The sequence below is a fragment of the Streptomyces sp. NBC_01465 genome (genome assembly GCF_036227325.1).
Lineage (GTDB): Bacteria > Actinomycetota > Actinomycetes > Streptomycetales > Streptomycetaceae > Streptomyces.
The window spans coordinates 2426556-2449766 of the sequence record NZ_CP109467.1 but is presented as its reverse complement, the minus strand read 5'-3'; the positions used below and the strand labels follow the sequence as shown (position 1 = coordinate 2449766).

The following is a 23211-nucleotide window of genomic DNA, read 5'->3' as shown; positions in this document are numbered from 1 at the left end:
TTTCGACCATGCGGAGACCCGCGCAGGATGGGAGCGGGCCCGTTGGAGAGTGAGGATTCGGCTGCTCATCTGGTCGGTTCTCACGGTGGCATCGCTGGCGATGGCCGGAATGCAGCACGAAGATACCTATGGGCGGAAGGAGAACCCCTTGGCCACGCTCTGGGTCTTGGTGTTTCTGGTTCTGCTCTTCTTCGTGGGGGCGAGCTACGGCTCGCTGCGGCGCCTGCACAAGGTCCGCAAGGTGCTGCGGAGTTATCCGTGGGAGTACCGGGAGTCGGCCCGCAAGACCGCCAAGGAGCCCGCGGGCGTCACCGTGCAGCTCAAGCCCGGCGATGGCCAGGACGGCTGGACGCGCGGGGTGGTGGCGCGCGACCCGTTGAAGTGGAACCGCTGGAATCCGGAGATGGAGCGCGGAGCGTGGTTCGCGGGTGACCTCCCCCTGGGAGGGGTCATCGCAATGCCCGGTGGGAGCGGCTTCATGCTGCTGAGCGTCCGCTACCGGCTCAGCGTCGACGATCGCGTGGCCCTCGTGCGGCAGCGCGAGCGCATGGCGCAGGCCAAGGGTGCGGGGATCGCCAGGAACGTGAGCGGGGGCTATCGGTAGTGGCCAGCGCATCGGATCAAGTGGCGGCGGCGATCGCGGGCGAGCTGCGGCTCTTGGACCCCAGTGTGCGGTCCTCGCGTGCGCTCGCCGCGCAGTTGCTGGACCCCGAGTTCGTAGAGGTTGGTGCCTCGGGGCGGCGGTGGACGTACGAGGAGATGCTTGCCGCGCTTCCCGGGATGCGGGGCGCAGCGCAGGACGGGCCCCGCGCCGAGGTCTCCGGCATGGCTGGGGTGCTGCTTGCGCCCGGGCTGGTGCACCTGACGTACGAGACCGCCTTCGGGGAGGAGCGAGCCCGCCGGAGTTCGATCTGGCGCAGGGAGCAGGGGAGTTCGGACTGGCGGCTGCTCTATCACCAGGGCACGCCGGTTCCGCGCGCCTGACCGGTTCAGAGCGTGGCCACGAACGCCGTCCAGCTCTCGGCGGGGATCAGGAGGGCGGGGCCCTCGGGGCGCTTGCTGTCGCGGACGGGGACGAGGGAGGGGTGGCCGTCGGAGACCTCGACGCAGTTGCCGCCCTCGCCGTTGCTGTGCGTGCTCTTGCGCCAGCGGGCGTTCCTCAGGTCGTACGTGTGCATCGTCTGAAGTCCTCCGCCGCCGATTCGATCAGGGTCAGGGACGCCTTCGGCGACAGTGCGACGGCCCCGATCAGATCGTAGGCGCGGTGGGCCCGCTTCACCACTGCCGGATCGTCGAGCAGCGTTCCCGAAAACGACGTCTCTGTATAGGCAGTTGGCGGTGCGTCCTCGAACTCCATGAGTCGCAGGTCTCCGAGCATGGACGCGTGTGCGCCCGCCGCGAACGGGATCACCATCACCATCGCCGTACGGTCCCGCATCAGCTCCGTGATGTGGTCGAGTTGCCGGGCCATCGCGGCCGGACCGCCCACAGCGATACGGAGGGCCGACTCGTGCAGTACGGCCCAATACTCGGGCCTTGTAGCGTCCTGGAGGATGACCGCGCGCTCCAGGCGGGCTGACACCTTCTCCTCCACGTACTCGTCCGTGACGAACGGGTTGGCCGCGATCGTGACCGCCCGCGCGTACTCCGCCGTCTGCAACAGGCCGGGGACGACCGTGGGCGCGAACTCGCAGATCTTCGTCGCTGTCCGCTCCAGGTCCACGACATGCGCGAAGTACTCCGCATAGCGGGTGTCATTGATCAGCTTGCGCCACATCCGCTCGAAAATACCGTCGGTTTGCAGCGTCGCATCGATTCTCTGTGCCACGTCCAACTGCGGCTTCCGAATTGCCTGTTCGAATTGGCCGATGTAGCCGCCGGATACGAAGACCCGGACCCCGAGTTCCGCCTGTGTCAGGTCCGCCGCCTCCCGCAACCGCTTCAGTTCCGCTCCGAAGAACTCCCATGCCGCCTGCCGGGAAACGTTGGCCATGGCTGAACTCCCTTGTCCTGCCCAGGGGTTGTAGTGCGCATACCTCTGCCGATCGTAGCCCGGTGACGCCATCTTGATGAAGCGAAGCATGAATTCCGATCAGGAAGGGGAGCCGCGATGGAGACGCGGAAAGTGAGGCACTCGATGGTGTGCATGGAAGAGGCGGACGAGGCGGTTGCCGAATTGCGGGCCGCGCTGGTGGGAATCGGTGTCGTACTTCCGTCATTGCGGATCGACCCCCTTTCCTACGCCCGGGAATCGCCCTGTCCGGCGCTCGACCTCGGGTACTGCTCGGTCGACGGGGCCAGGCGGCTGGCCGCCGCGCTGCGGGAAGCGGGGCGGGAGCGGTGAGCGTGAAGGTCGGGACGTACGTCGTCGATGTGCGTACGGGGAAGGTGTGGCTCGTGGTGGGGAGCGAGGGGGCCGGGCTGCGGCTCCGGCCCGTCGGCGGCGGGCGCGTCCGGGTCTGTGCGGCGGGGGACGTGCGGGCGGCGACGGCGTACGAGCGGGTGAGTGCGGCGACCGCGTACGCCAATGCCAGAAGCCGGGGCGAGGTCCCGTGAGCGGGCCCATACTGGCGCCGTGAGCAATGGGGGCGACGGCCGGACATGGGCCGAGCAGTGGCTGGGCGAGTGCGGAGTGACCCGGGTCGGTGACGGGTGGGTGGACCGGGATGCGCCGGGCGATGCGCTGGCCGAGCTGGATCTCGTGCAGACCTGGGCCGGACCCGCGTTGGAGGACGCCGATCTGGATCCTGCGGAGCGGTTGCGGCTGGGCTTCGGGCTCCTGGATCTGTTCGGGCTGTGGTGGGTCACCGTCGAGATGCGCTTTGTGCTCATGGGGGAGGACAACCCCCTCCCGGTCGACGCGTTCTGGGCGGGGTACCGCGAGCGGCTCGAAGCGGTCGAGTCGACCGGGGTCGTCGAGGCGGTGACGTACTCGCTCTGGGTCGACTGGTTCGAGGACCGGGCCACGGTGGACGCCGCCTTCGCCCAAGTACTGGGAGACAGTGCAGGGCAGCTGAAGGGCGGCGACGAGCCGCTGCTCCGGCGGGCCCGGCGCGTCCTTGAAGTGTCCGGGCCTGTGCCTTGGGCGCTCAAGCACCCCGTCTACCGGATCGCGGCGGGCATCCCTGAGCTCCAGGGCGCGCTCTTCCGCGGGATCCTCACCAGTTATCGCGATGTGTACGGAGACCTCGAGCCCGGCCCCGCGCTGGAGCTCCTCCAGGGCCTCGACCTTCCCGCCGACACGGAGCACCTCGGAAAGCTCCGCGCCGTACTGGAAGCGGGCCACGTCAATCACCACCGGTCGCCGGACGCCTGGCAGTGAAGCGGGGCAAGCATCACATTTCGGCCCGACCGGAGGAGCCGGTCCCGCACTGGGCGACAATGGGCGCATGAGTCTGTTCCGGGACGACGGCATCGTGCTGCGGACCCAGAAGCTCGGTGAGGCCGACCGCATCATCACGCTTCTGACCCGCGGGCACGGGCGGGTGCGCGCCGTGGCCCGGGGGGTGCGGCGGACCAAGTCCAAATTCGGGGCGCGGCTCGAGCCGTTCAGCCACGTCGACGTGCAGTTCTTCGCGCGCGGCAGCGAGCTCGTCGGGCGCGGTCTTCCACTCTGTACGCAGAGTGAAACCATCGCTCCGTACGGTGGCGGGATCGTCACCGACTACGCCCGCTACACCGCCGGCACCGCCATGCTGGAGACCGCCGAGCGCTTCACCGAGCACGAGGGCGAGCCCTCCGTACAGCAGTACCTGCTGCTCGTCGGCGGGCTGCGGACCCTCGCACGCGGGGAGCACGCGCCGAATCTGATCCTGGACGCCTTTCTGCTGCGGTCGCTCGCCGTCAACGGGTACGCCCCGAGCTTCGAGGACTGCGCGAAGTGCGGGCTGCCGGGCCCCAACCGGTTCTTCTCCGTCGCTGCGGGCGGAGTGATATGCGGTGACTGCCGGGTGCCCGGGAGCGTCGTACCCTCCTCGGAGGCCGTCGCGCTGCTCAGTGCGCTGCTCACGGGGGACTGGGCGGGCGCCGAGGCGGCGGAGGCGCGGCATGTGCGGGAGGGCAGCGGGCTCGTATCGGCTTATCTGCACTGGCATTTGGAGCGCGGGCTGCGGTCCTTGCGGTACGTAGAGAAGAACTGAGGGAGTACTTCGAACATGGCACGACGCGGAATTCTGGGTGGGCGCGGGCAGCGCGAGTACAAGGTCCCCGAGCCTCACCCCTCGGGCGCCGTACCGCCGAAGATCCCCGGCGAGCTGGTCCCGAAGCACGTGGCGTGCGTGATGGACGGCAACGGCCGGTGGGCCAAGGAGCGCGGGCTGCCGCGCACCGAGGGGCACAAGGTCGGCGAGGGTGTCGTGCTCGACGTCCTCAAGGGGTGCCTGGAGATGGGCGTCAAGAACCTCTCCCTGTACGCCTTCTCCACCGAGAACTGGAAGCGGTCGCCCGAGGAGGTCCGCTTCCTCATGAACTTCAACCGCGATGTCATCCGGCGCCGGCGGGATGAAATGGACGAGTTGGGCATCCGGATCCGCTGGGTCGGCCGTATGCCGAAGATGTGGAAGTCCGTCGTCCAGGAGCTCCAGGTCGCGCAGGAACAGACCGTCGACAACGACGCGATGACCCTGTACTTCTGTGTCAATTACGGGGGCCGGGCCGAGATCGCGGACGCGGCGCAGGCCATCGCGCGCGACGTGGCAGCGGGCAAGCTGGACCCGTCGAAGGTGAATGAGAAGACCTTCGCCAAGTACATGTACTACCCGGACATGCCGGACGTGGACCTCTTCCTGCGGCCGAGCGGCGAGCAGCGCACGTCCAACTACCTGATCTGGCAGAGCAGTTACGCGGAGATGGTCTTCCAGGACGTCCTGTGGCCGGACTTCGACCGGCGCGACCTGTGGCGCGCGTGCCTGGAGTACGCGTCCAGGGACCGGCGGTTCGGCGGCGCGATCCCCAACGAGCAGCTCGAAGCGCTCAGCAAGGCGAACGACCCGCGCTGAGCCCGCCGGCCCCGCACGCTCTAGGAGGTCGGCACGGCGCCCGCGCAGTCCGCGCACGTGCCGAAGATCTCCACTGTGTGGGCCACGTTCACATAGCCGTGCTGGGCGGCGATCGCCTCCGCCCACTTCTCCACCGCCGGGCCCTCCACCTCCACCGCCTTGCCGCAGACGCGGCAGACCAGGTGGTGGTGGTGGTCGCCCGTCGAGCAGCGGCGGTAGACCGATTCGCCGTCGCTGGTGCGCAGCACGTCCACGTCGCCCGCGTCCGCCAGCGACTGGAGCGTGCGGTAGACCGTCGTCAGGCCCACCGAGTCGCCCTTGTGCTTCAGCATGTCGTGCAGCTCCTGCGCGCTGCGGAACTCGTCCACCTCGTCGAGTGCCGCCGCCACCGCGGCTCGCTGCCGGGTCGACCGGCCTCGTACTGGTGCTCCCGCGCTCACAGGTGCCTCCTCGCCGTCAGTCCGCCCGCGTGCATTGTCCGCCCATTGTGCCAGCTTGGTCAGACCTTGACCGAGTCCGTCGACTCGCGCGCGAGCGGGATCTCAGCAGCGCATGACGCCTCCGCGGCCACGACGGTCCTCGCCCGCCTTCGTGCCAGCGGCGTGGCCAGTGCCGTGAGGATCATGAAGACGGCGATCGCGCAGAGCACGATCGTCGCGCCCGGCGGGACGTCCTGGTAGTACGAGGTGACCGTGCCGGTCAGCGTCACCGCCGTGCCGATCACCACGGCCAGCGTGAACGTCACCGCGAAGGACTTCGAGATCTGCTGGGCCGCGGCCACCGGGACCACCATCAGTGCGGACACCAGGAGCAGGCCCACCACGCGCATCGCGACCGTCACCGTGACCGCAGCCGTGACCGCGATCAGGAGGTTCAGGGCGCGGACCGGGAGGCCCGTGACCCTCGCGAACTCCTCGTCCTGGCTGACCGCGAAGAGCTGGCGGCGCAGACCCACCGTCACCAGGATCACGAAGGCCGCGAGGACCACGATCGCCGTGACGTCGGAGTTCGAGACCGTGGAGAGGGAGCCGAAGAGGTACGTGGAGAGGTTGGCGTTGGAGCCGGTCGAGGAGAGGTTGATCAGCAGGACACCGCCCGCCATGCCCCCGTAGAAGAGCATCGCGAGCGCGAGGTCGCCGCGCATCTTGCCGTAGCTGCGCACCAGTTCCATGGCCACGGCGCCGACCGCGGAGACCGCCATCGCCATCCAGACCGGGCTGGTGTTGAGCAGGAAGCCGAGGCCCACGCCCGTCATGGCGATGTGGCCTATGCCGTCGCCCATGAGCGCCTGGCGGCGCTGGACGAGGTAGATGCCGATGGCGGGGGCCGTGATGCCGACCAGGACGGCGGCGATGAGCGCCCGCTGCATGAAGGGCGCCTGGAGCATTTCCGTGATCATGTCAGCAGCCCCGTGCGGATCGGCTCGGTGGAAGAGGTGTGCGGGTGTACGTGATCGTGGCCGGGCAGCGCGTGCTGGCCGAGCGACTCCGGGGGCGGGCCGTCGTGGGTGACGCAGCCGTCGCGCAGGACCACCGCGCGGTCGATCAGCGGCTCCAGGGGGCCGAGTTCATGGAGTACGAGAAGGACGGTCGCGCCCGCTTCGACCTGCGCGTGCAGGGTCCGGGCGAGGATCTCCTGGCTGGCCAGGTCGACGCCCGCCATCGGCTCGTCCATGATCAGCAGCTCGGGCTCGGAGGCCAGCGCGCGGGCGATCAGCACGCGCTGGTGCTGGCCGCCGGAGAGAGCGTTGACGGAGTCGTTCGCCCGGTCGGCGAGGCCGACGGTCTCGATGGCGCGGGAGATCGCGGCCCGGTCCGCCTTGGTGAGGATGCCGAGCTTCGTACGCGAGAGCCGGCCCGACGCCACGATCTCGCGGATCGTCGCGGGCACACCGCCCGCAGCCGTCGTGCGCTGCGGTACGTAACCGATGCGCGACCAGGACCGGAACCGCGCCCTCGGCGTGCCGAAGAGCTCGATCTCCCCGCCGGTGAGCGGGACTTGGCCGATCACGGCGCGGACGGCCGTCGACTTGCCCGAGCCGTTGGCGCCGAGCAGGGCGACGACCTCGCCGCGGCGGACAGTGAGATCGATGCCGCGCAGCACGGGGCGCGAGCCGAGCGTGGCCGTGGCCGCGCGCAGGGATATGACGGGTTCGTGTTCCTTCACGGTGCGCGCCTCCGTTGCTGCTGCGGGTGGTGGGGTCACTTCGCTCCCAGGGCCTTCTGCAGGGCCGCCAGGTTCGACTCCATGACCTCGAAGTAGTTGTCGCCCTTGGACTTCTTGGTGATCCCCTCCAGCGGGTCCAGGACGTCGGTCGTGACGCCGAGGTCGCCCGCGAGGGTCTTCGCGGTGTCCGGGCTGGCGATGGTCTCGAAGAAGACCGTGGAGACGTGGTGCTCCTCGGCGAGGTGGTGCAGGTCCTTGATGCGGGCCGCGCTCGGCTCGGTCTCCGGGTCGATGCCGCTGATGGCCTCCTCGGTGAGGCCGTAGCGCTCGGCGAGGTAGCCGAAGGCGGCGTGAGTGGTGATGAAGGTGTCGGAGGTGCGGTTCTTGAGGCCGTCCTCGAACTTGGTGTTGAGGGCGCCGAGCTCCTTGACGAGCTCGTCGGTGTTCTTCTGGTACTCGGCCTTGTGCTCGGGGTCGGCGGCGGCGAGCGTCTTGTTCACGCCCTTGGCGACCTCGGCGTACTTCACGGGGTCGAGCCAGATGTGCGGGTCGGCGCCGGCGTCGCTCTCGGAGTGCGAGTGGTTGTCGCTGGTGGAGTGGTCGTGGCCGTCGACCTCGGTGCCGTGGTCCTCCAGCGAGGTCAGCGAGGCCGCGTCCGCGGTGTTCTTCACGCCGGACTGCGCGATGGCGTCGTCGACGGCGGGCTGCAGGCCCTTGAGGTAGACGATCGCGTCCGCCTCGGAGAGGGAGGCGGTCTGGCGGGGGCTGAGCTCGAGGTCGTGCGGCTCGACGCCCGGCTTGGTGAGGTTGGTGACGGAGACGTGGCTGCCGCCGATCTCCTCGGCCAGGAACTGCATGGGGTAGAAGGACGCCACCACGTCCAGCTTGCCGTCCGCCTTCGCCGAGGCGGCAGGGGACCCGGAGCAGGCGGAGAGGACCACGAGGCCCAGGGCTACGGCTCCGGCGGTGGCGGTCGCGGGTATGAGGCGGCGGCGTACGTTCATGACAGTCATTTTCAACTAAAGTGGAAACGATTGTCAACAAGGAGCTTCCCGGATACCGATTTGATCCAGGGGGTGCGGCCGCCGGTAACCTGAAGCATTCCGCTGTTCGCCATCGTCGTAATGAAGAGAGCACCGTGGCCGCCGACAAGATCGACACCATCGTCAGCCTGAGCAAGCGCCGTGGCTTCGTCTACCAGTGCAGTGAGATCTACGGCGGCCAGAGGGCTGCCTGGGACTACGGGCCGCTGGGTGTCGAGCTGAAGGAGAACCTGAAGCGCCAGTGGTGGCGTTACATGGTCACCGCGCGCGAGGACGTGGTCGGTCTCGACTCGTCCGTGATCCTGGCCCCCGAGGTCTGGGAGGCCTCCGGCCATGTCGCGACCTTCAGCGACCCGCTGACCGAATGCACCTCCTGTCACAAGCGTTTCCGCGCTGACCACCTGGAGGAGGCGTACGAGGAGAAGCACGGCCACGCCCCCGCGAACGGCCTCGCCGACATCAACTGCCCCCACTGCGGCAACAAGGGCACCTTCACCGAGCCGAAGAACTTCTCGGGTCTGCTCTCCACCCACCTCGGCCCGACCCAGGACAGCGGCTCGGTCGCCTACCTGCGTCCCGAGACGGCGCAGGGCATCTTCACCAACTTCGGCCAGGTCCAGCAGTCCTCGCGCAAGAAGCCGCCGTTCGGCATCGCGCAGATGGGCAAGTCCTTCCGGAACGAGATCACTCCGGGCAACTTCATCTTCCGCACGCGCGAGTTCGAGCAGATGGAGATGGAGTTCTTCGTCAAGCCGGGCGAGGACGAGCAGTGGCAGGAGTACTGGATGGAGCAGCGCTGGAACTGGTACCGCGGCCTGGGCATGCGTGAAGAGAACATGCGCTGGTACGAGCACCCGGCGGAGAAGCTCTCCCACTACTCGAAGCGCACCGCGGACATCGAGTACCGCTTCCGCTTCGGCGGCAGCGAGTGGGGCGAGCTGGAGGGTGTCGCCAACCGCACCGACTTCGACCTCTCGGCGCACGCCAAGGCGTCCGGCACCGACCTCTCCTACTTCGACCAGGAGAAGGGCGAGCGCTACACGCCGTACGTCATCGAGCCGGCAGCCGGTGTCGGCCGCTCGATGCTGGCCTTCATGCTGGACGCGTTCAACGAGGACGAGGCCCCCAACGCCAAGGGCGTCATGGAGAAGCGCACCGTGATGCGCTTCGACCACCGCCTGGCGCCGGTCAAGGTCGCGGTCCTGCCGCTGTCGCGCAACGCGCAGCTGTCGCCGAAGGCCAAGGGCCTGGCCGCGGACCTGCGGCAGAACTGGAACATCGAGTTCGACGACGCGGGCGCCATCGGCCGCCGCTACCGCCGCCAGGACGAGATCGGCACGCCGTTCTGCGTGACCGTCGACTTCGACACCCTGGACGACAACGCGGTGACCGTGCGCGAGCGCGACACCATGAAGCAGGAGCGCGTCTCGCTGGACCAGATCCAGGGGTACCTGGGCAGCCGACTGCTGGGCTGCTGATCTTCTTCGCGTACGTACGCAACTGAGCCCCCGGTCCCAGGAGTTGGGACCGGGGGCTCAGTGCTGCCCGGGGGTGTCGGGCAGGGTCAGGCGGACTGGAGCGCCTTCGTGAGGGCGGCCGGCGGCTCGGTCGGCATGTCGCGGCGGCCGCGGATCGGCGAGAAGAACATCAGCGAGGCCGCGAGCGGGATGCCCGCGGTGCCGATCCACAGGGCGGGGCGGGTGCCCAGGGTCTCGCCGAGCGCACCGCCGAGGAGGGCGCCGAGCGGGATCGTTCCGTAGGCGAGGAACCGGCTGGAGGTGGCGGTGCGGCCGAGGATCTCGCTCGGGCAGTACTGCTGGCGGAAGGTCGAGTTGAGGATGTTCCCTGCGATCACTCCGAAGGACACCGCGCTGTAGCCGATCGCGAAGAAGATCAGCCCGAACCCGGCGGTGGTCAGCGGGATGAGCAGGGCCAGGGACGGAACGGCCATCTCGAAGAAGAGCAGGGCGCGGGCGGTGCCGATCCGATTCGCGAGCCGGCGGGCCGCGAACGAGCCGAGGATGCCGCCGATGCCGCTGCCGGTCATCAGGGCGCCGATCGTGCCCGAGGTCAGGTGGACCTCGCGGACCAGGAAGACCACGAGGATCGACTGGTAGGCCATCAGCGCCAGGTTGGAAGTGGCGCCCGATATCGCGAGGGCCCGCAGATACCCGTCGCCGAAGGTCAGCCTCAGCCCCTCGCCGATCTCCCTGGTGAGCGCGCCGCGTTGGCGGACGACGGCGGGCTTGGCGGGCTCGCGGTGCCGGATGCGCAGGACGCAGGCGAAGGAGACGGCGAACGTGGCGGCGTTGACGAGGAGCCCGTTGGCGGCGCCCATCGCCTGCACCAGGAACCCTCCGGACCCGTACCCGGCGAGCTGGGCCGCGGACTCGCTGCCGTGCAGCTTGGAGTTCCCCTCGGCCTGGTCCTCGGTGTCGACGAGTTGGGGGAGCAGGGCGGTGTAGGCCGTCTCGAAGAACACCGTGGCGGTTCCCACGAGGAAGGCGGTGGCCAGCAGATACGTCATCGAGAGCAGCCCCAGCCAGGCGGCGGCGGGTATCGATGCGAAGAGCAGGAAGGCGGCGGCGTCGGCGGCGAGCATGACCGGCCGCCGCGGCAGCCGGTCCACCCAGGCGCCGACCGGCAGCCCGATGAGCAGCCAGGGCAGCCAGGTGGCGGCGGTGAGCAGGCCCACCTGGAGGGTCGAGGCGTGGAGCAGGGTGACGGCGACCAGGGGAAGGGCGACCGAGGTCACCGAAGCGCCGTACTTGCCGGTGGTGGTGCCGGTCCACAGGCTGCGGAAGTCGCGGTTGCGGAGGAGGAGGCTGCGGCGCACGGAAGTGCGCTCGGAGACGTCCTGTGTCGTCGTCATGCCTATGAAGTTACCTTGCAGAGGAGTCTCTGCAAAGTGGTTGCAGAGAACTCTCTGCATCTTTATCCGGAAGCGTCAGTTCCGGCCCTCTCGGCGCGGGAACGCCTGGATCTGCACGCTCACCGGCAGGCTCCCGGGCTCGGGCTCGGTCCCCTCCGGCGGGTAGTACCTCTCGATGGCGGCCATCAACTCGTCGTTCAGTGACCGCAGTTGGACCGGAGTCAGCCGCAGGTCGTCCCAGTTCCCGAGCTGACCGGCCCGCTCCCACTCCTCGGACCAGTCCTCCGTGATGTAGGCGTCCACCTTCGCGTGCAACTCCCGCAGCATCTCCTGCAGATACACCTCGAGGGCCCCGCGCGACTCCGGGTCCTTGCGCATGTCGGAGCTGTGCAGCACGTGCGTGCTGCTGACGGCCTTCCACCACCGCTCCCGCTTCGTACCGCGGTCCACGTCCTCCTCGATGAACCCGTGCTCGGCGAGATTCCGCAGGTGCCAGCTCACGGTTCCGGTGTTCTCGCCGAACTCCGCGGCCAGCCTGGACGAGGTGGCGGGCCCGTCCAGTCGCAACGAGTCCAGCATCCGCACCCGAAGGGGGTGTGCGAGGGCGCGCAGGCTGCGCGCGTCGATGGTCCGTACGGGCTTGTCTTTGGACATGTGCGCAGGTTACTCGCACCCCCCGTCCATTTGAACTAGTGCAATTATCTCTTGTGAACAGTGCAAAAGGAATCTACGATCAAGAGCATGACAGCCAAGATCCCGGCCCCCGTTGTGCTCCAGGGGCAGCACGTCCGTCTGGAACCGCTCACCCTCGCTCATGTGCCGGGTCTCTTCGCCGCCGGCGGCGCCGACGACGACGTCTGGCGCTGGCTGCCGATCGATGCGCCGCGGACCGAGGACGAGATGCGGGCCGTCGTGGAGTGGCTGCTCGCGCCCGGGGCCCGGCCCATCACCCCCTTCGCCGTGGTGGAGATCGCGAGCGGCCGGACCGTCGGCTGGACCACCTATCTGGACCCGAACGCCGAGGACGAGCGCGTCGAGATCGGCTGGACCTGGTACGGGCGTGAGTGGTGGGGGACCGCGGTCAACGCCGAGGCCAAGCTGCTGCTGCTCACCCACGCCTTCGAGGACCTCGGCATGGGGCGCGTGCAGTGGAAGACCGACTGCCTCAACGTCCGTTCGCAGCGCGCCATCGCAGCCCTCGGCGCCCACCGCGAAGGGGTGCACCGGCGGGAGCGGCGGCGCCCGGACGGGAGTTGGCGCGACAGCGTGTACTTCTCGATGCTCGGCGAGGAGTGGCCGGTCGCCAAGGAGCGGCTCGTCGCCCGGGTCGAGGGCCGCCGGGGCGCGGTGCGCGTGCGGGGCGAAGGCGTCCGGATCAGTGCCGTACGGCCCGAGGACCGGGCCCTGTGGCAGCCGCTCTTCGAGCAGTACTGCGCGTTCTACGACGTCGACGCCGACCAGGCGCACGTCGACCGGGTGTGGGCGTGGATCCAGGACCCCGAGATCGCGGCGTACTGCGTCGTGGCGCGCGACGAGGACGACCGGCCCATCGGTCTTGCGCACTACCGGCCCTGGAACTGGACCACGCGCGGCGCGACCGGCTGCTTCCTCGACGATCTCTTCGTCGATCCGGCGCACCGCGGAGAAGGTGTCGCCGACGCCCTCATCCGCGAGGTGCGCAGGATCGCCGCCGAACAGGGGTGGGCCGCCGTGCGGTGGCTCACGGGGAACGACAACTTCCGGGCGCAGGCCGTGTACGAGCGCCATGCGCAACGGATCGGGCTGCAGGTGTATCAGGTGGCGTCGGGTCCGGCCGAGGCCTGATCCTCGTCCTGGGCGAGCAGTTCGGTCAGGCGGCGCACCGCGAACGGGACGAACGGCTCCAGCGGGACGAGACGGCAGGGGGCGCCGCCCACGGTCGTCTCCGCCAGGCCCGCGAACTCCTCGAACTCCCGCCCCACCGTGGGGAAGTGCCTGCCGTTGTCGTTGCCCACGTCCACCGTCTCGGCCCAGACGCGCTCGCCGTCGACCACCAGCGGGAAGCGGCGGAGCTTGAGGCGGGGGCGCGGGGTGAGCGTCTCCGCGTAGTGCAGGAAGGTGTTGCGGTTGTGGCCCACGCCGATCAGCAGGATGTGACCGCCGAGCTCGTGGATCCGGCCGAAGGGCGAGGCGGGGCCGATCGCGAAACCGAGAGGCTGCGCGGCGGTGATCTCGGCGGCGCGGGCGCCCACGGCGGCGACCGAAGCCTGCGGATGGGAGCTGCGCACACTGTCCGGGAGGGTCCGGAGGGTCTCCGATATCGCGCCCATCTCCGTGGAGGGCAGATCGGGGTGGAAGGCGGGGACCGCGGCGCGGAGTCCGGCCGTCGCGGCGTCGGGGACGCCCTTGTGGTCGGGGGCCGGGTCGGTCACCTGCCAGGTGAAGGCGGGCATCACCAGCGTCCCCGCCGGACCGACCGCCGTGCGCAGGCTCTCGACCACGGTCGCGGCGCCGCCCGCCACGGGGCCGAGACTGGAGAGCGAGGCGTGCACGATCAGCGTCATGCCCTCCTCCACACCCGCCTTGCCCCAGCCCTCGACGAGGTCGGCAGCGGTCAGCCCTGTGGTGCTCATACGTGTCTCCGGCGCGGTCTCGATCAGGCGTTTCCGTACTCTGCCGAAGCTACCTGGCGCCACTGACAACCGGCCGCCGTGCCAGTACGGCACAGAGCGCAGCCAGCGGCAGCTCCGCACCCACCGCCATCGCCACCGCGAGCGCCAGCTCCGCACCCGGGGCCGCGGTCAGCAGATCGGTCGTGGCGTCCGCCAGCAGCAGGGCGGCCGCTGCGGCGGCGGCCGTGTGATGACGGCCGCTCCCACGGGCCAGCCGGGTGCCCGCGAGGATCAGACAGCTCGCCTCCAGCGCGTCCAGGGCTATCCAGGCCGCGGCCTTCGCGGGCGGCATCGTCGCCGCCATGTACCCCATCCAGGGAAGCAGGGCCAGACCGGCGCCGGTCAGCAGCCGGCCCGTCAACAGGACATGTGCATCACGGGTGTTGAGGGCGGTGACGGCCATGGCGCGGTCTGCCTTTCGGGGTCGTGGACCCGGCTCCCGGGCTCACGATCAACCGTCCCTTTTCCGCCCTTCACCGTCAGTAACGCTGCTGTCCGACTTGGGGTGGCACCAGCACTACCCCCGATCCGGGCAACAGGGTGATGGCACCGCCTGAGCAGGCCATCTACGGTGTGGGCATGCCAAAGCGCTTCATCTCCTGGGCCGCCGGGCACGCACCGTGGTCGGCCTGGGCGTGGCGCAACACCGCCTTCGCCGTCGCCGCGCTGCCCATGGCGGCACTGACCGGGCTGGCCCTCGCGTACACCTTCTCCGACCCGAGCGCCCAGCACATCGCCTCCACCCTGGCCTTCATGCTGCTGCTCAACCCGCTGCTCACCGCGGTGCAGCGCAGCCGCTTCCGGTCGCTGCTCGGCCTCGACATCCCGAAGGTCCACTGGCCCCACCCGCGCTACGCCCCGCGCGGCGTCTTCCACCGGCTGCGCGCCGAGTCGACCTGGCGGCAGTTCGGCTACCACCTGGTCGTCTCGCCGCTCGCCGCGCTCGGAGGGGCGCTGGTCGTCTGTGCCTGGGCCACGGGGGTCGCCTTCGCGCTGGTCTTCTCCTGGGCGTGGGCGCTGCCGCCGGTCGACCAGTCGAAGGGGTGGACCATGGCGTACGCCGGGATCACCGTCGGCGGGGTGCTCCTCCTTTTCGCCACCCCTTGGCTGGCAGCCGCGATTGCCCGGATCGACGCGAACGCCGCCGCAGCGCTCCTGGGACCCAACCGGGCCAAGGTGTTGGAGCAGCGCGTCGAGGACCTGGCGGAGAGCCGGGCCGGCGTCCTGGACGCAGCCGACCTCGAACGGCGGCGCATCGAGCGGGACTTGCACGACGGGGCACAGCAGCGGCTGGTGTCCCTGGCCATGAACCTGGGCATCGCACGGGCCACCCTGACCGATCTGCCGCCGGAGGCGAGGGCGGTCATCGACGAGGCGCACCGCGAGGCCAAGGAAGCCATCGAGGAGCTCAACAACCTGGTGCGCGGGCTGCATCCGGCCGTCCTGGAGGACCGCGGGCTCGATGCGGCGCTCTCGGGGATCGCGGCCCGGGCGCCCCTGCCCGTGGAACTGGGCGTCGACATCGCGGTGCGGCCCTCGCCGACCGTGGAGGCCGTGGCGTACTTCGTGGTGTCGGAGGCGCTCGCCAATGTCGCCAAGCACGCCCGGGCGGACCGGGTTTCCGTACAGCTGAAGAGGGTGGGTGACCTGCTGCGGGTCACCGTCACCGACGACGGGGCGGGCGGCGCGGACGCCTCGCGCGGGACCGGACTGGCCGGGCTCGCCAAACGCGTAGGGTCGGTCGACGGATCGATCCGGATCAACAGCCCCCGCGGGGGCCCGACTGTCATCACCGTGGAGTTGCCGTGCGGGCTGTGATCGCCGAGGACTCGGTCCTGCTGAGGATCGGACTCGTCAAGGTGCTGGAGATGGCCGGGTTCGACGTCGCCGCCGAAATGGGCGATGCGGAGGGGCTGCTCGCGGCAGTGGAGGAGCACCGGCCGCAGCTGGCGCTGGTGGACGTACGGATGCCGCCCGGCTTCACGGACGAGGGCGTACGGGCCGCGCTGGTGATCCGGCGGCAGTGGCCGGACACCGCGGTGCTGCTGCTCTCCCAGTACGTCGAGGAGCGGTACGCCGCCGATCTGCTCACCTCCCAGGCGGGCGGCTTCGGCTATCTGCTCAAGCAACGGGTCGCGGACGTCGAGGAGTTCATCGACGCGGTACGGCGCGTGGCGGGCGGCGGCACCGCGCTCGACCCGCAGGTCGTCGCGCAACTGCTGTTGCGGCGCGGCGGCCCCGACCCGCTGGAACGGCTCACCCCGCGCGAGCGCGAGGTGCTCGCGCTCATGGCGGAGGGGCGGTCCAACGCCGGGGTCGCCAAGGAGCTGGTGGTCGGCGAGAGTGCCGTCGCCAAACACATCAACAGCATCTTCGCGAAGCTGGATCTGGGGCAGGCGGACGCCGACCACCGCCGGGTCCTCGCCGTACTGCGCTTCCTCGACGGCGCCGCATGAGCGAGATGCCCGGCCGGCGCCTCCGCGGCCTGTGGATCACCGTCGCCGTGCTCAGCGCGCTGTTCATCGTGGTACCGGCGGGGGCCGAGGTCTGGGCCCAAGCCGCCCGCCAGAACCGCTCGTCCACCTCCACCGAGACGACCGAGCAGCATCCGGTGCGGGCGGTCGAGGTGCACGGCGGGAGCTCCGAGGTGTCGGTGAGCGCGGGGACGGACACCGAGGTGAAGATCCACCAGGAGCTGAGCTGGTCGGTGCGGCGGCCGGTCGTGAACAGGAGCTGGGACGGCGACACCCTGAAGGTTTCCACCGCCTGCGACGGCATGCTCGCCCTGACCGGTCTGGGCTGCTCGGTGAAGCTCGAACTGGCCGTGCCCGCGGGCATCTCCGTGAAGGTGGTGAACCAGTCGGGCCCCGTGCGCGTCAGCGGGCTCACCGGCGCGATCGACCTGAAGACCGGCTCGGGGTCCGTGCAGTTGTACGGGGTGCGGGGGCCGGTGAAGGTCCGGGTGGGGTCAGGTTCGGTGGACGGTGTGGCGCTCGGTTCGCAGCAGGTGGAGGCGCGTGCCGGATCGGGGGAGGTGGAGCTCGGTTTCGCCGCCCCGCCCCGCGAGTTGACGGGCTCGGTCGGCTCGGGCGAGTTCCGTGCGACCGTCCCGCCGGGCAGCCGCTATCGGGTCGAGGGCTCGACCCGCTCGGGCAGCAGGGAGATCGACAGCGCCCTCGCCGACCCGGCCGCGGACCGGCTCATCGACGCGTCGTCCGGTGCGGGGACCGTAAGGATCGGATATCCGGGGTGGTGACCGCCTGCTGCTGATCTCATGGGTACGGCAGACTGGGCCGCCTCCGAGCAAGGGGGCACCCATGCCGTCCATGACCACCAGCAAGGTCAGCAGATGGGACCAGCACGGACGCGAACATGTCGTACACGTCCAGAAGGCCGGTATCCAGCGGGCGTTGACCTGTGACACCTGCGGCTGGCGCAAGGCCACCCAGTTCCTGCCGTGGCTGAAGGCGGAGGAACATCTGGCCGACGCCCACCAGGCGACCGTCGACCCCGGTGCGGGTACGGGCGGCGGCGAGCGGTGACGCGCGCCGTTACGCGCGCAGCCCGCGCATCAGCAGACCCGACACCGCGCTGAACTCCGCCTCGATGGTGGGCCTCCGCCACTCCGCCGCATACCCCGGGTCGTGGAAGCGGGCCGTGGCGGCGAACACCGCCTGGGCGGCAGACCCGGCATCGTCCACCGCGAACTCCCCTTCGCGCGTGCCCTGTTCGATGATCTCCGTCACCTGACTCACCAGCTCGGTCAGATGCCGGTCGACCACCCCGCTGCTCTCGTCGAGCAGCACGGTGTACGTGGCGAACAGCTCGGGGTCGTCCCCCGCCTTGTGCCGCTTGGCCTCGAACAGCGTGGTCAGCCAGTGCTCCAGCTTGCTCGGGGCCGGCTCGCCCGCATCAGCAGTGATCTTCGCCAGAGCCGCTTCCGTACGCCCGAGCCAGCGCTCCGTGACGGCCTCGCGGAGCGCGGCCTTCGTACGGAAATGGCGGTAGACGCTGCCGTGGCTCACCCCGAGCACGCGTGCCACGTCCACGACCGTCGCCTTGGCCGGGCCGTGGCGGCGCAGCACGTCCTCGGTCGCTTCGAGGATGCGCTCGGGGGTCAGGGCTTCGGGCGTCATGGTGGCTGCACCGTCTCTCGGGGGTGGGTCTGCGCTGTCCGACCGTACCGGCAGGTCAGCGTTCGCTGTCGAGGTGGGCCATCTGGTTCGACGGGTAGCGGTCGCCGGCTGCCGCGCCCGCGGGGACGGCCTGCTCGATGGCCGCGAGGTCGTCCGCGGTGAGGGTCACGTCGAGTGCGCCGAGGGCCTCCGTGAGGCGGTCGCGGCGGCGGGCTCCGACCAGCGGGACGATGTCGTCGCCCCGGGAGGCCACCCAGGCGATGGCGATCTGCGCCACGGACACCCCCTTCTGCTCGGCGATCTTGCGCAGGGCGTCGACCAGGTCGAGGTTGTGCTGGAGGTTCTCGCCCTGGAAGCGCGGGCTCATCCCGCGGAAGTCGCCCGGGGCCAGCTCGCGGTCACGGGTGAAGTGGCCGCTGATCAGGCCGCGGGACAGGACCCCGTACGCCGTGACGCCGATGCCCAGTTCGCGCAGGGTCGGCAGGATCTCGGCCTCGATGGAGCGGGAGATCAGGGAGTACTCGATCTGCAGGTCCGCGATGGGGGCGGTCGCGGCGGCCCGGCGGATGGTGTCGGCGCCGACCTCGGAGAGTCCGATGTGCCGGACGTGGCCGGCCTCGACCAGCTCGGCGATGGCGCCGACGGTCTCCTCGATCGGGACGTCCGGGTCGACACGGGCGATCCGGTAGACGTCGATGTGGTCGGTGCCCAGGCGCTGCAACGAATACGCCGCGAAGTTCTTCACCGCGTTCGGCCGGCCGTCGTATCCGGTGAAGCCGCCCTCGACGGTGCGCAGGGCGCCGAACTTGACGCTGGTGAGGGCCTGTTCGCGCAGGGCGGCCGGGGCGGTGCGCAGTGCTTCGTTGATCAGCAGTTCGTTGTGGCCCATGCCGTAGAAGTCGCCGGTGTCCAGCAGCGTGATGCCCGCCTCCAGGGCGGCGTGGATCGTGGCGATCGACTCGGCGCGGTCCGCCTCTCCGTACAACGCGGACATGCCCATGCAGCCGAGCCCGAGGGCGGAGACCTGAGGACCGGTGGAGCCGAGGGTGCGAGTGGTGTTCATGACGGCAACTATGACATGACAGCTGACAGATATCAATATCTGTCAGCTGAGATTTGTCAGCCGTTCTGTGAAATGGTGCCCTGCCCGCCGTGCTGCCCGGTACTGTGACCTGCATGGCTAAGAGTCGAAACAACCTTCTCGGCGTGGGCGGACAGCGCACGAAGATGTCCCGGTCGGGCTCGCAGAGCCAGGCCGGTGCGAGCGCCGATGACCGCAGGACCTCTGCGGACGCGAAGCAGGAGCTGGCGCGCAAGATGCGCGAGCGCGCGGCGGGCACCGAGGCCGCGGAGAGCACCGAGAACACCGAGGGTGCGGAGCAGCAGGGCTGACCTGACTGTCCTGGAACAGAGACACGACTGCGGGCCCGGAACACCAAGGTGTTCCGGGCCCGCAGTCGTCGGTACGCATCTGAGGCGGGCTACCTCACGGTGCGCGGCAGCCTGAGGCTCAGCAGCACGGTGACCGCGACCGCCGCGAGCTGCACGAGCAGCGTGACGGCGAGGGCCTCCCGCATGCCCACCGAGGGGATCAGGGTCAGGAAGAGGCTGCCCAGCGTCGCGACCCCGAGCGCCAGCGCGGACTGCTGCGTGGTCGTCATCACGCCGCTGCCCACACCCGCCCGCTCCGCGGGGACGTCCGAGAGCACGATCCGCATGAGGACGGGGAGTTGGAGCCCCTGGCCGAAGCCGGCCAGCGCTGTTCCGGGCGCCAGGCCCGCGATGCCGAGGCCGTCCCAGCCCCACCACACGGTCGCCGCGATGGTCACGACGCCCACGGCCTGAATGAGCCCGCCCGCGGTGACCACCCTGCTGCCGTACTTGCCGACGAGCCGCGGCCCGGCGAGCGATGCGGCGAAGAACGCGGCCGCCATCGGGACCAGGGCGAGGCCGGCACTGACGGGCCCCATCCGCAGCCCCTGCTGCAGAGCGACCGCGATCACGAACATGAATCCGCCGAAGCCGATCGAGAAGGGCAGCACCAGCGTCAGACCGCTGCGCAGCGAGTGCAGCCGCAGCAGGCTCGGCGGCACCAGCGGCACCTCACCGCGCCGGTCGGCGGCCCGCTCGGTCAGGAAGAAGGCCGTCGCAGCGAAGGGGAAGAGGGCCAGCGAGACCCAGGTCCACACGGGCCAGCCGGCCGCCCTGCCCTCGGTCAGCGGGGCGAGCAGAGTCACCAGGGAGAGCCCCAGAAGCAGCGTTCCCGGTACGTCGACGGGCGCGGGCTTCTCGGAACGGGTCTCCGGGACGAACCGGCCGGCCAGGACCAGACCGACGATCGCCACAGGGACGTTGACCAGGAAGATCGCCCGCCAGCCGGAGCCCGCGATGTCGGCCGCGACCAGGACGCCGCCCAGGATCTGCCCGGCGACCATGGAGAGTCCGGCCGTCGCACCGAACAGGCTCATCGCCCGCGCCCTGCGGGGACCGGTGGTGGTGGCCTGCACCGTGGCGAGCACCTGCGGCATCATCAGCGCGGCAGCCGCGCCCTGCGCCACACGGGCACCGACCAGCGCCCAGGCGCTCGGGGCGAGACCGCAGGCCAGCGAGGTGAGGCCGAAAGCCGCCATGCCGATCATGAAGAGCCGCCTGCGGCCGACCATGTCGCCGAGCCGGCCGCCCAGGACGAGCAGGACCGCGTACGCGACGCCGTACCCGGCGACGACGAGCTCCAGCATCGCGCTGCTCGCGGCCAGATCGTGCGCGATGGTCGGCAGTGCGACGTTGACGATGAAGAAGTCGATCAGGGGGAGGGCCGCGCCGAGCAGCACGGTGAAGAGCCCGAGCGCTCCGAGCACCGGCGTGGGGTGGTCGTGGCGTGGGACGGTGGGAGTGGCGGTGGGCGAGGTGGTCACAGATGCAGTACTCACGACATCGAGACTCCTCCGGCGCTCAGCCTGGTACCAGAGTCTCCTTATCCTGGTAGTAGCAGTACCTGGCAACGGGCTGAGGTGTGCGGCACTCTGGATGCATGACCACGATGGCGCCGGAGACCGATGTACGCAGGCACGAGCTGGCGGCCTTTCTGCGCAGCCGCCGCGAGCGCATCACCCCTGAGCAGGTGGGACTGCCCCGCGGCGCCCGCCGTCGCACGCCGGGGCTCCGCCGCGAGGAGGTCGCGTCTCTCGCCGCGGTCGGGGTCACCTGGTACACGTGGCTGGAGCAGGCGAGGGAGATACAGGTCTCGCCCCAGGTCCTGGACGCCATAGCCCGCGCCCTGCTTCTCGACTCGAGCGAGCGCACGCATCTCTTCTCGCTCGCCGGCGCCAGCGACCCCGCTCCGAACGCCGACTGTCCGAGCGTCACGCCGTCCCTGCGGCTCATGCTGGAACAGCTCGACCCGATACCGGCCTGTGTCATGAACAGCCGGTACGACATCCTGGCGTACAACGTCACCTACGGCCGTCTCCTCTGCGACATGGACGCGCTGAGCCCGGCGGACCGCAACTGCATGTGGCTGGCGTTCTGCAACGAGGAGTTCAGGTCCTCGCTCGTCGACATCACCGAGGCCAACCGCACGATGGCCGCCAAGTTCCGCGCCTCCATGGCCTCGCACCTCGCCGAGCCCGCCTGGAAGGCACTGCTCAAGCGGCTGGAGACGACCTCGCCGGAGTTCCGGGAGGTGTGGGCGAAGCACGAGATCGTCGACCAGGGCAGCCGCGTGAAGTACATACGCAACCCGCACGTGGGCCTGATGCACCTGGAGCACACCAACCTCTGGCTGGGCCCCTCGTCCGGACCGCGACTCGTCTCCTACGTCCCGCTCAACGCCGACTCACGGATGCGCCTGGAGCAGCTCTACGCGTTGGCGCCCGTCGCGGCCTGAGAGGTCTCCGGGGCCTCCAGCCTCTCCGCCGTACGGAGGGCCGTTCCGCGGGCCCACTTCCCGCTGGTCAGCAGCCCTATGGCGAGTACGGCCACACCGCAGCCGGTGATGATCCACCAGGCCGGACGGCTCGCCCCGACGAAGCTGTCCGCGTACGAGGACGCGCTGACGCCCGAGGCCAGCACCGCCCCGATCACGGCCACGCCCAGCGTCTGGCCGAACTGCCGGCTGGTCGATGCGACGGCGGATGCGACGCCCGCCTGGGTGCGGGGCATGCCGGACACGGCGGTGTTGGTGATGGGGGCGTTGACGACGCCGAAGCCGAGGCCGAAGAGGACGTACCCGGTGAAGAGCAGCGGGGTGGAGGTCTCCGCCTCGAAGGCCGCGAACAGCAGGCCGCTCGCCGCCATCGCGACGCCCGCGACGAAGAGCGAGATGCGCGGGCCGCGGCTGCCGACGATGCGTCCCGAGATCGGCGCGCAGACCAGCGTCATGGCGGCCATCGGGAGCATGTAGAGGCCCGCGTGGAGAGCGGACAGGCCGCGGACATCCTGCAGATAGAGGGTGTTGAGGAAGAGGAAGCCACCGAGCGCGGCGAAGGCGCAGATCGCGATGACCGTGGCGCCGCTGAACGGTGCGCTGCGGAAGAAGCGCAGGTCGATGAGGGGTTCGGTCCGGCGCGGTTCGTAGACGAGCAGGCCGATGAGCGCGGCCGCGGCGAGCGCGGCGAAGGCCAGGATCTCCGGGGAGGTCCAGCCGGCGCTGGGCGCCTCGATGATCGCGTACGTGAGGGAGCCGAGCAGCGCGATGACCAGCAGCTGGCCGACCGGATCGGGGCGGCGGCCCTTGGGGGCGCGGGACTCGGGGATATAGCGCCAGGTGAGGAAGAGGGCCGCGAGGCCGACGGGGAGGTTGACCCAGAAGATCGAGCGCCAGCCCACCGAGTCGACGAGCAGACCGCCGACGATGGGGCCCGCGGCCATCGAGACACCGACCACACCGCCCCAGACGCCGATGGCGCGGGCGCGCTCACGGGGTTCCGTGAAGGTGTTGGTGATGATCGACATCGCGACCGGGTTGAGCATCGAGCCGCCGACCGCCTGGACCATCCGGAAGGCGACCAGCGATTCGAGGTTGGGCGCGACCGAGCAGAGCAGCGAGCCGATGGTGAAGATGACGAGCCCGGCCTTGAAGACCCTGCGGCGGCCGATGCGGTCGGCGGTGGAGCCCGCGAGCATCAGGAGCGAGGCCAGGACCAGGGTGTACGCGTCGATGGTCCACTGCATCCCCGCGAGGCTCGCGTTCAGGTCCTTCTGCATGGAGGGGAGCGCGACGTTGAGGATGGTGTTGTCGAGGCTGACGATCAGCAGGCTCATGCAGCAGATGGCAAGGACGAGCATGCGTCGACGGTGGCTGAGCTCGGGCATGTGTCGATAGTACGGCTAACTAATGAGTGCTCG

Annotated in this window: 29 protein-coding genes and 1 pseudogene; 16 read left to right on the top strand and 14 right to left on the bottom strand. The window is 69.9% G+C overall.

Features of this window, described 5'->3' with window-relative positions; genetic code table 11:
- Positions 1–148: 148 nt before the first annotated feature.
- Together OG707_RS11300 and OG707_RS11295 are read left to right on the top strand one after the other, a co-directional pair.
- Positions 149–604: a hypothetical protein gene (locus tag OG707_RS11300; RefSeq protein WP_329117059.1), complete on the top strand. Its 456-nt coding sequence runs from the start codon at positions 149–151 to the stop codon at positions 602–604.
- A complete protein-coding gene (locus OG707_RS11295; protein WP_329117056.1) occupies positions 604–984 on the top strand; it encodes a nuclear transport factor 2 family protein in 381 nt (126 codons plus the stop codon). The genes OG707_RS11300 and OG707_RS11295 overlap by 1 nt, the downstream gene beginning before the upstream one ends.
- Positions 985–989: 5 nt before the next feature.
- Here OG707_RS11295 and OG707_RS11290 read toward each other — a convergent pair whose 3' ends face one another.
- Positions 990–1178, bottom strand: a complete 189-nt coding sequence (locus tag OG707_RS11290) for a DUF397 domain-containing protein (RefSeq protein ID WP_329117054.1) — start codon at positions 1176–1178, stop codon at positions 990–992.
- The gene (locus OG707_RS11285) at positions 1160–1993 is read right to left on the bottom strand and encodes a helix-turn-helix domain-containing protein (RefSeq protein ID WP_329117053.1); all 834 of its coding nucleotides are present in this window, start codon (positions 1991–1993) and stop codon (positions 1160–1162) included. The genes OG707_RS11290 and OG707_RS11285 overlap by 19 nt, the downstream gene beginning before the upstream one ends.
- A gap of 117 nt (positions 1994–2110) precedes the next feature.
- Between OG707_RS11285 and OG707_RS11280 the strand changes: the two genes are divergently transcribed.
- From OG707_RS11280 to OG707_RS11260, 5 genes are all read left to right on the top strand, one after another.
- Entirely contained in the window at positions 2111–2344 is a 234-nt protein-coding gene (locus OG707_RS11280) for a hypothetical protein (RefSeq protein WP_329117051.1), read from the top strand.
- Positions 2341–2556, top strand: a complete 216-nt coding sequence (locus OG707_RS11275) for a hypothetical protein (RefSeq protein ID WP_329117048.1) — start codon at positions 2341–2343, stop codon at positions 2554–2556. Before OG707_RS11280 ends, OG707_RS11275 begins: the two co-directional genes overlap by 4 nt.
- Positions 2557–2575: 19 nt before the next feature.
- Positions 2576–3322: a hypothetical protein gene (locus OG707_RS11270; RefSeq protein WP_329117046.1), complete on the top strand. Its 747-nt coding sequence runs from the start codon at positions 2576–2578 to the stop codon at positions 3320–3322.
- Between the two features lie 67 nt (positions 3323–3389).
- Positions 3390–4139 carry a DNA repair protein RecO gene (gene recO, locus OG707_RS11265; RefSeq protein ID WP_329117044.1) on the top strand — a complete coding sequence of 250 codons (750 nt, stop codon included), beginning with the start codon at positions 3390–3392 and terminating at the stop codon, positions 4137–4139.
- Positions 4140–4154: 15 nt separating this feature from the next.
- Positions 4155–4997 (top strand): isoprenyl transferase, encoded by an 843-nt coding sequence (locus OG707_RS11260; protein WP_329117042.1) that lies wholly within the window; start codon positions 4155–4157, stop codon positions 4995–4997.
- Positions 4998–5017: 20 nt separating this feature from the next.
- On the opposite strand, the gene OG707_RS11255 is transcribed toward OG707_RS11260, so the two are convergent.
- The 4 genes from OG707_RS11255 to OG707_RS11240 are packed head-to-tail and all read right to left on the bottom strand — an operon-like array spanning position 5018 to position 8167.
- Positions 5018–5437, bottom strand: coding sequence for a Fur family transcriptional regulator (locus OG707_RS11255; RefSeq protein WP_329117040.1), 420 nt, complete (start codon positions 5435–5437; stop codon positions 5018–5020).
- A 59-nt stretch (positions 5438–5496) separates the two neighbouring features.
- Positions 5497–6396: a metal ABC transporter permease gene (locus OG707_RS11250; RefSeq protein ID WP_329117038.1), complete on the bottom strand. Its 900-nt coding sequence runs from the start codon at positions 6394–6396 to the stop codon at positions 5497–5499.
- Positions 6393–7163 carry a metal ABC transporter ATP-binding protein gene (locus OG707_RS11245; RefSeq protein WP_329117037.1) on the bottom strand — a complete coding sequence of 257 codons (771 nt, stop codon included), beginning with the start codon at positions 7161–7163 and terminating at the stop codon, positions 6393–6395. The genes OG707_RS11250 and OG707_RS11245 overlap by 4 nt, the downstream gene beginning before the upstream one ends.
- Positions 7164–7198: 35 nt before the next feature.
- Positions 7199–8167: a metal ABC transporter substrate-binding protein gene (locus OG707_RS11240; protein WP_329117035.1), complete on the bottom strand. Its 969-nt coding sequence runs from the start codon at positions 8165–8167 to the stop codon at positions 7199–7201.
- A gap of 134 nt (positions 8168–8301) precedes the next feature.
- On the opposite strand from OG707_RS11240, the gene OG707_RS11235 reads away from it, so the two are divergent.
- Positions 8302–9684 (top strand): glycine--tRNA ligase, encoded by a 1383-nt coding sequence (locus OG707_RS11235; protein WP_329117033.1) that lies wholly within the window; start codon positions 8302–8304, stop codon positions 9682–9684.
- An 86-nt stretch (positions 9685–9770) separates the two neighbouring features.
- On the opposite strand, the gene OG707_RS11230 is transcribed toward OG707_RS11235, so the two are convergent.
- Both OG707_RS11230 and OG707_RS11225 read right to left on the bottom strand, forming a co-directional pair.
- A complete protein-coding gene (locus tag OG707_RS11230; protein ID WP_329117031.1) occupies positions 9771–11078 on the bottom strand; it encodes an MFS transporter in 1308 nt (435 codons plus the stop codon).
- 75 nt (positions 11079–11153) lie between these two features.
- The gene (locus OG707_RS11225; protein ID WP_329117029.1) at positions 11154–11732 is read right to left on the bottom strand and encodes a winged helix-turn-helix domain-containing protein; all 579 of its coding nucleotides are present in this window, start codon (positions 11730–11732) and stop codon (positions 11154–11156) included.
- Positions 11733–11819: 87 nt separating this feature from the next.
- Between OG707_RS11225 and OG707_RS11220 the strand changes: the two are divergent.
- Positions 11820–12407: pseudogene (locus OG707_RS11220) on the top strand (GNAT family N-acetyltransferase); the annotation flags it as partial.
- Between the two features lie 18 nt (positions 12408–12425).
- Positions 12426–12902, top strand: a complete 477-nt coding sequence (locus OG707_RS11215) for a GNAT family N-acetyltransferase (protein WP_329127733.1) — start codon at positions 12426–12428, stop codon at positions 12900–12902.
- Here the strand turns inward: OG707_RS11215 and OG707_RS11210 are convergent.
- Together OG707_RS11210 and OG707_RS11205 are read right to left on the bottom strand one after the other, a co-directional pair.
- Complete coding sequence (locus tag OG707_RS11210; RefSeq protein WP_329117027.1) at positions 12872–13690, bottom strand: aminoglycoside N(3)-acetyltransferase; 819 nt, start codon at positions 13688–13690, stop codon at positions 12872–12874. The two genes, OG707_RS11215 and OG707_RS11210, sit on opposite strands and share 31 nt — an antisense overlap.
- 49 nt (positions 13691–13739) lie before the next feature.
- Positions 13740–14132: a hypothetical protein gene (locus tag OG707_RS11205; RefSeq protein ID WP_329117024.1), complete on the bottom strand. Its 393-nt coding sequence runs from the start codon at positions 14130–14132 to the stop codon at positions 13740–13742.
- A gap of 176 nt (positions 14133–14308) precedes the next feature.
- On the opposite strand from OG707_RS11205, the gene OG707_RS11200 reads away from it, so the two are divergent.
- The 4 genes from OG707_RS11200 to OG707_RS11185 all read left to right on the top strand — a co-directional run bounded on the left by OG707_RS11200 (position 14309) and on the right by OG707_RS11185 (position 17271).
- A complete protein-coding gene (locus tag OG707_RS11200) occupies positions 14309–15547 on the top strand; it encodes a sensor histidine kinase (protein WP_329117022.1) in 1239 nt (412 codons plus the stop codon).
- A complete protein-coding gene (locus OG707_RS11195) occupies positions 15535–16185 on the top strand; it encodes a response regulator transcription factor (RefSeq protein WP_329117021.1) in 651 nt (216 codons plus the stop codon). Before OG707_RS11200 ends, OG707_RS11195 begins: the two co-directional genes overlap by 13 nt.
- The gene (locus OG707_RS11190) at positions 16182–16985 is read left to right on the top strand and encodes a DUF4097 family beta strand repeat-containing protein (RefSeq protein WP_329117019.1); all 804 of its coding nucleotides are present in this window, start codon (positions 16182–16184) and stop codon (positions 16983–16985) included. Before OG707_RS11195 ends, OG707_RS11190 begins: the two co-directional genes overlap by 4 nt.
- A gap of 61 nt (positions 16986–17046) precedes the next feature.
- Positions 17047–17271, top strand: a complete 225-nt coding sequence (locus tag OG707_RS11185) for a hypothetical protein (protein ID WP_329117017.1) — start codon at positions 17047–17049, stop codon at positions 17269–17271.
- A gap of 9 nt (positions 17272–17280) precedes the next feature.
- On the opposite strand, the gene OG707_RS11180 is transcribed toward OG707_RS11185, so the two are convergent.
- Positions 17281–17865: a TetR/AcrR family transcriptional regulator gene (locus OG707_RS11180; RefSeq protein ID WP_329117015.1), complete on the bottom strand. Its 585-nt coding sequence runs from the start codon at positions 17863–17865 to the stop codon at positions 17281–17283.
- A 55-nt stretch (positions 17866–17920) separates the two neighbouring features.
- Positions 17921–18928 carry an aldo/keto reductase gene (locus OG707_RS11175; RefSeq protein ID WP_329117013.1) on the bottom strand — a complete coding sequence of 336 codons (1008 nt, stop codon included), beginning with the start codon at positions 18926–18928 and terminating at the stop codon, positions 17921–17923.
- Between the two features lie 113 nt (positions 18929–19041).
- On the opposite strand from OG707_RS11175, the gene OG707_RS11170 reads away from it, so the two are divergent.
- Positions 19042–19257 carry a DUF6243 family protein gene (locus OG707_RS11170; protein WP_329117011.1) on the top strand — a complete coding sequence of 72 codons (216 nt, stop codon included), beginning with the start codon at positions 19042–19044 and terminating at the stop codon, positions 19255–19257.
- An 89-nt stretch (positions 19258–19346) separates the two neighbouring features.
- Here OG707_RS11170 and OG707_RS11165 read toward each other — a convergent pair whose 3' ends face one another.
- Entirely contained in the window at positions 19347–20795 is a 1449-nt protein-coding gene (locus tag OG707_RS11165; protein WP_329117008.1) for an MFS transporter, read from the bottom strand.
- Positions 20796–20896: 101 nt separating this feature from the next.
- On the opposite strand from OG707_RS11165, the gene OG707_RS11160 reads away from it, so the two are divergent.
- Entirely contained in the window at positions 20897–21751 is an 855-nt protein-coding gene (locus OG707_RS11160; protein WP_329117007.1) for a helix-turn-helix transcriptional regulator, read from the top strand.
- On the opposite strand, the gene OG707_RS11155 is transcribed toward OG707_RS11160, so the two are convergent.
- Entirely contained in the window at positions 21724–23178 is a 1455-nt protein-coding gene (locus OG707_RS11155; protein ID WP_329117005.1) for an MFS transporter, read from the bottom strand. The genes OG707_RS11160 and OG707_RS11155 overlap by 28 nt on opposite strands.
- Positions 23179–23211 lie beyond the last annotated feature (33 nt).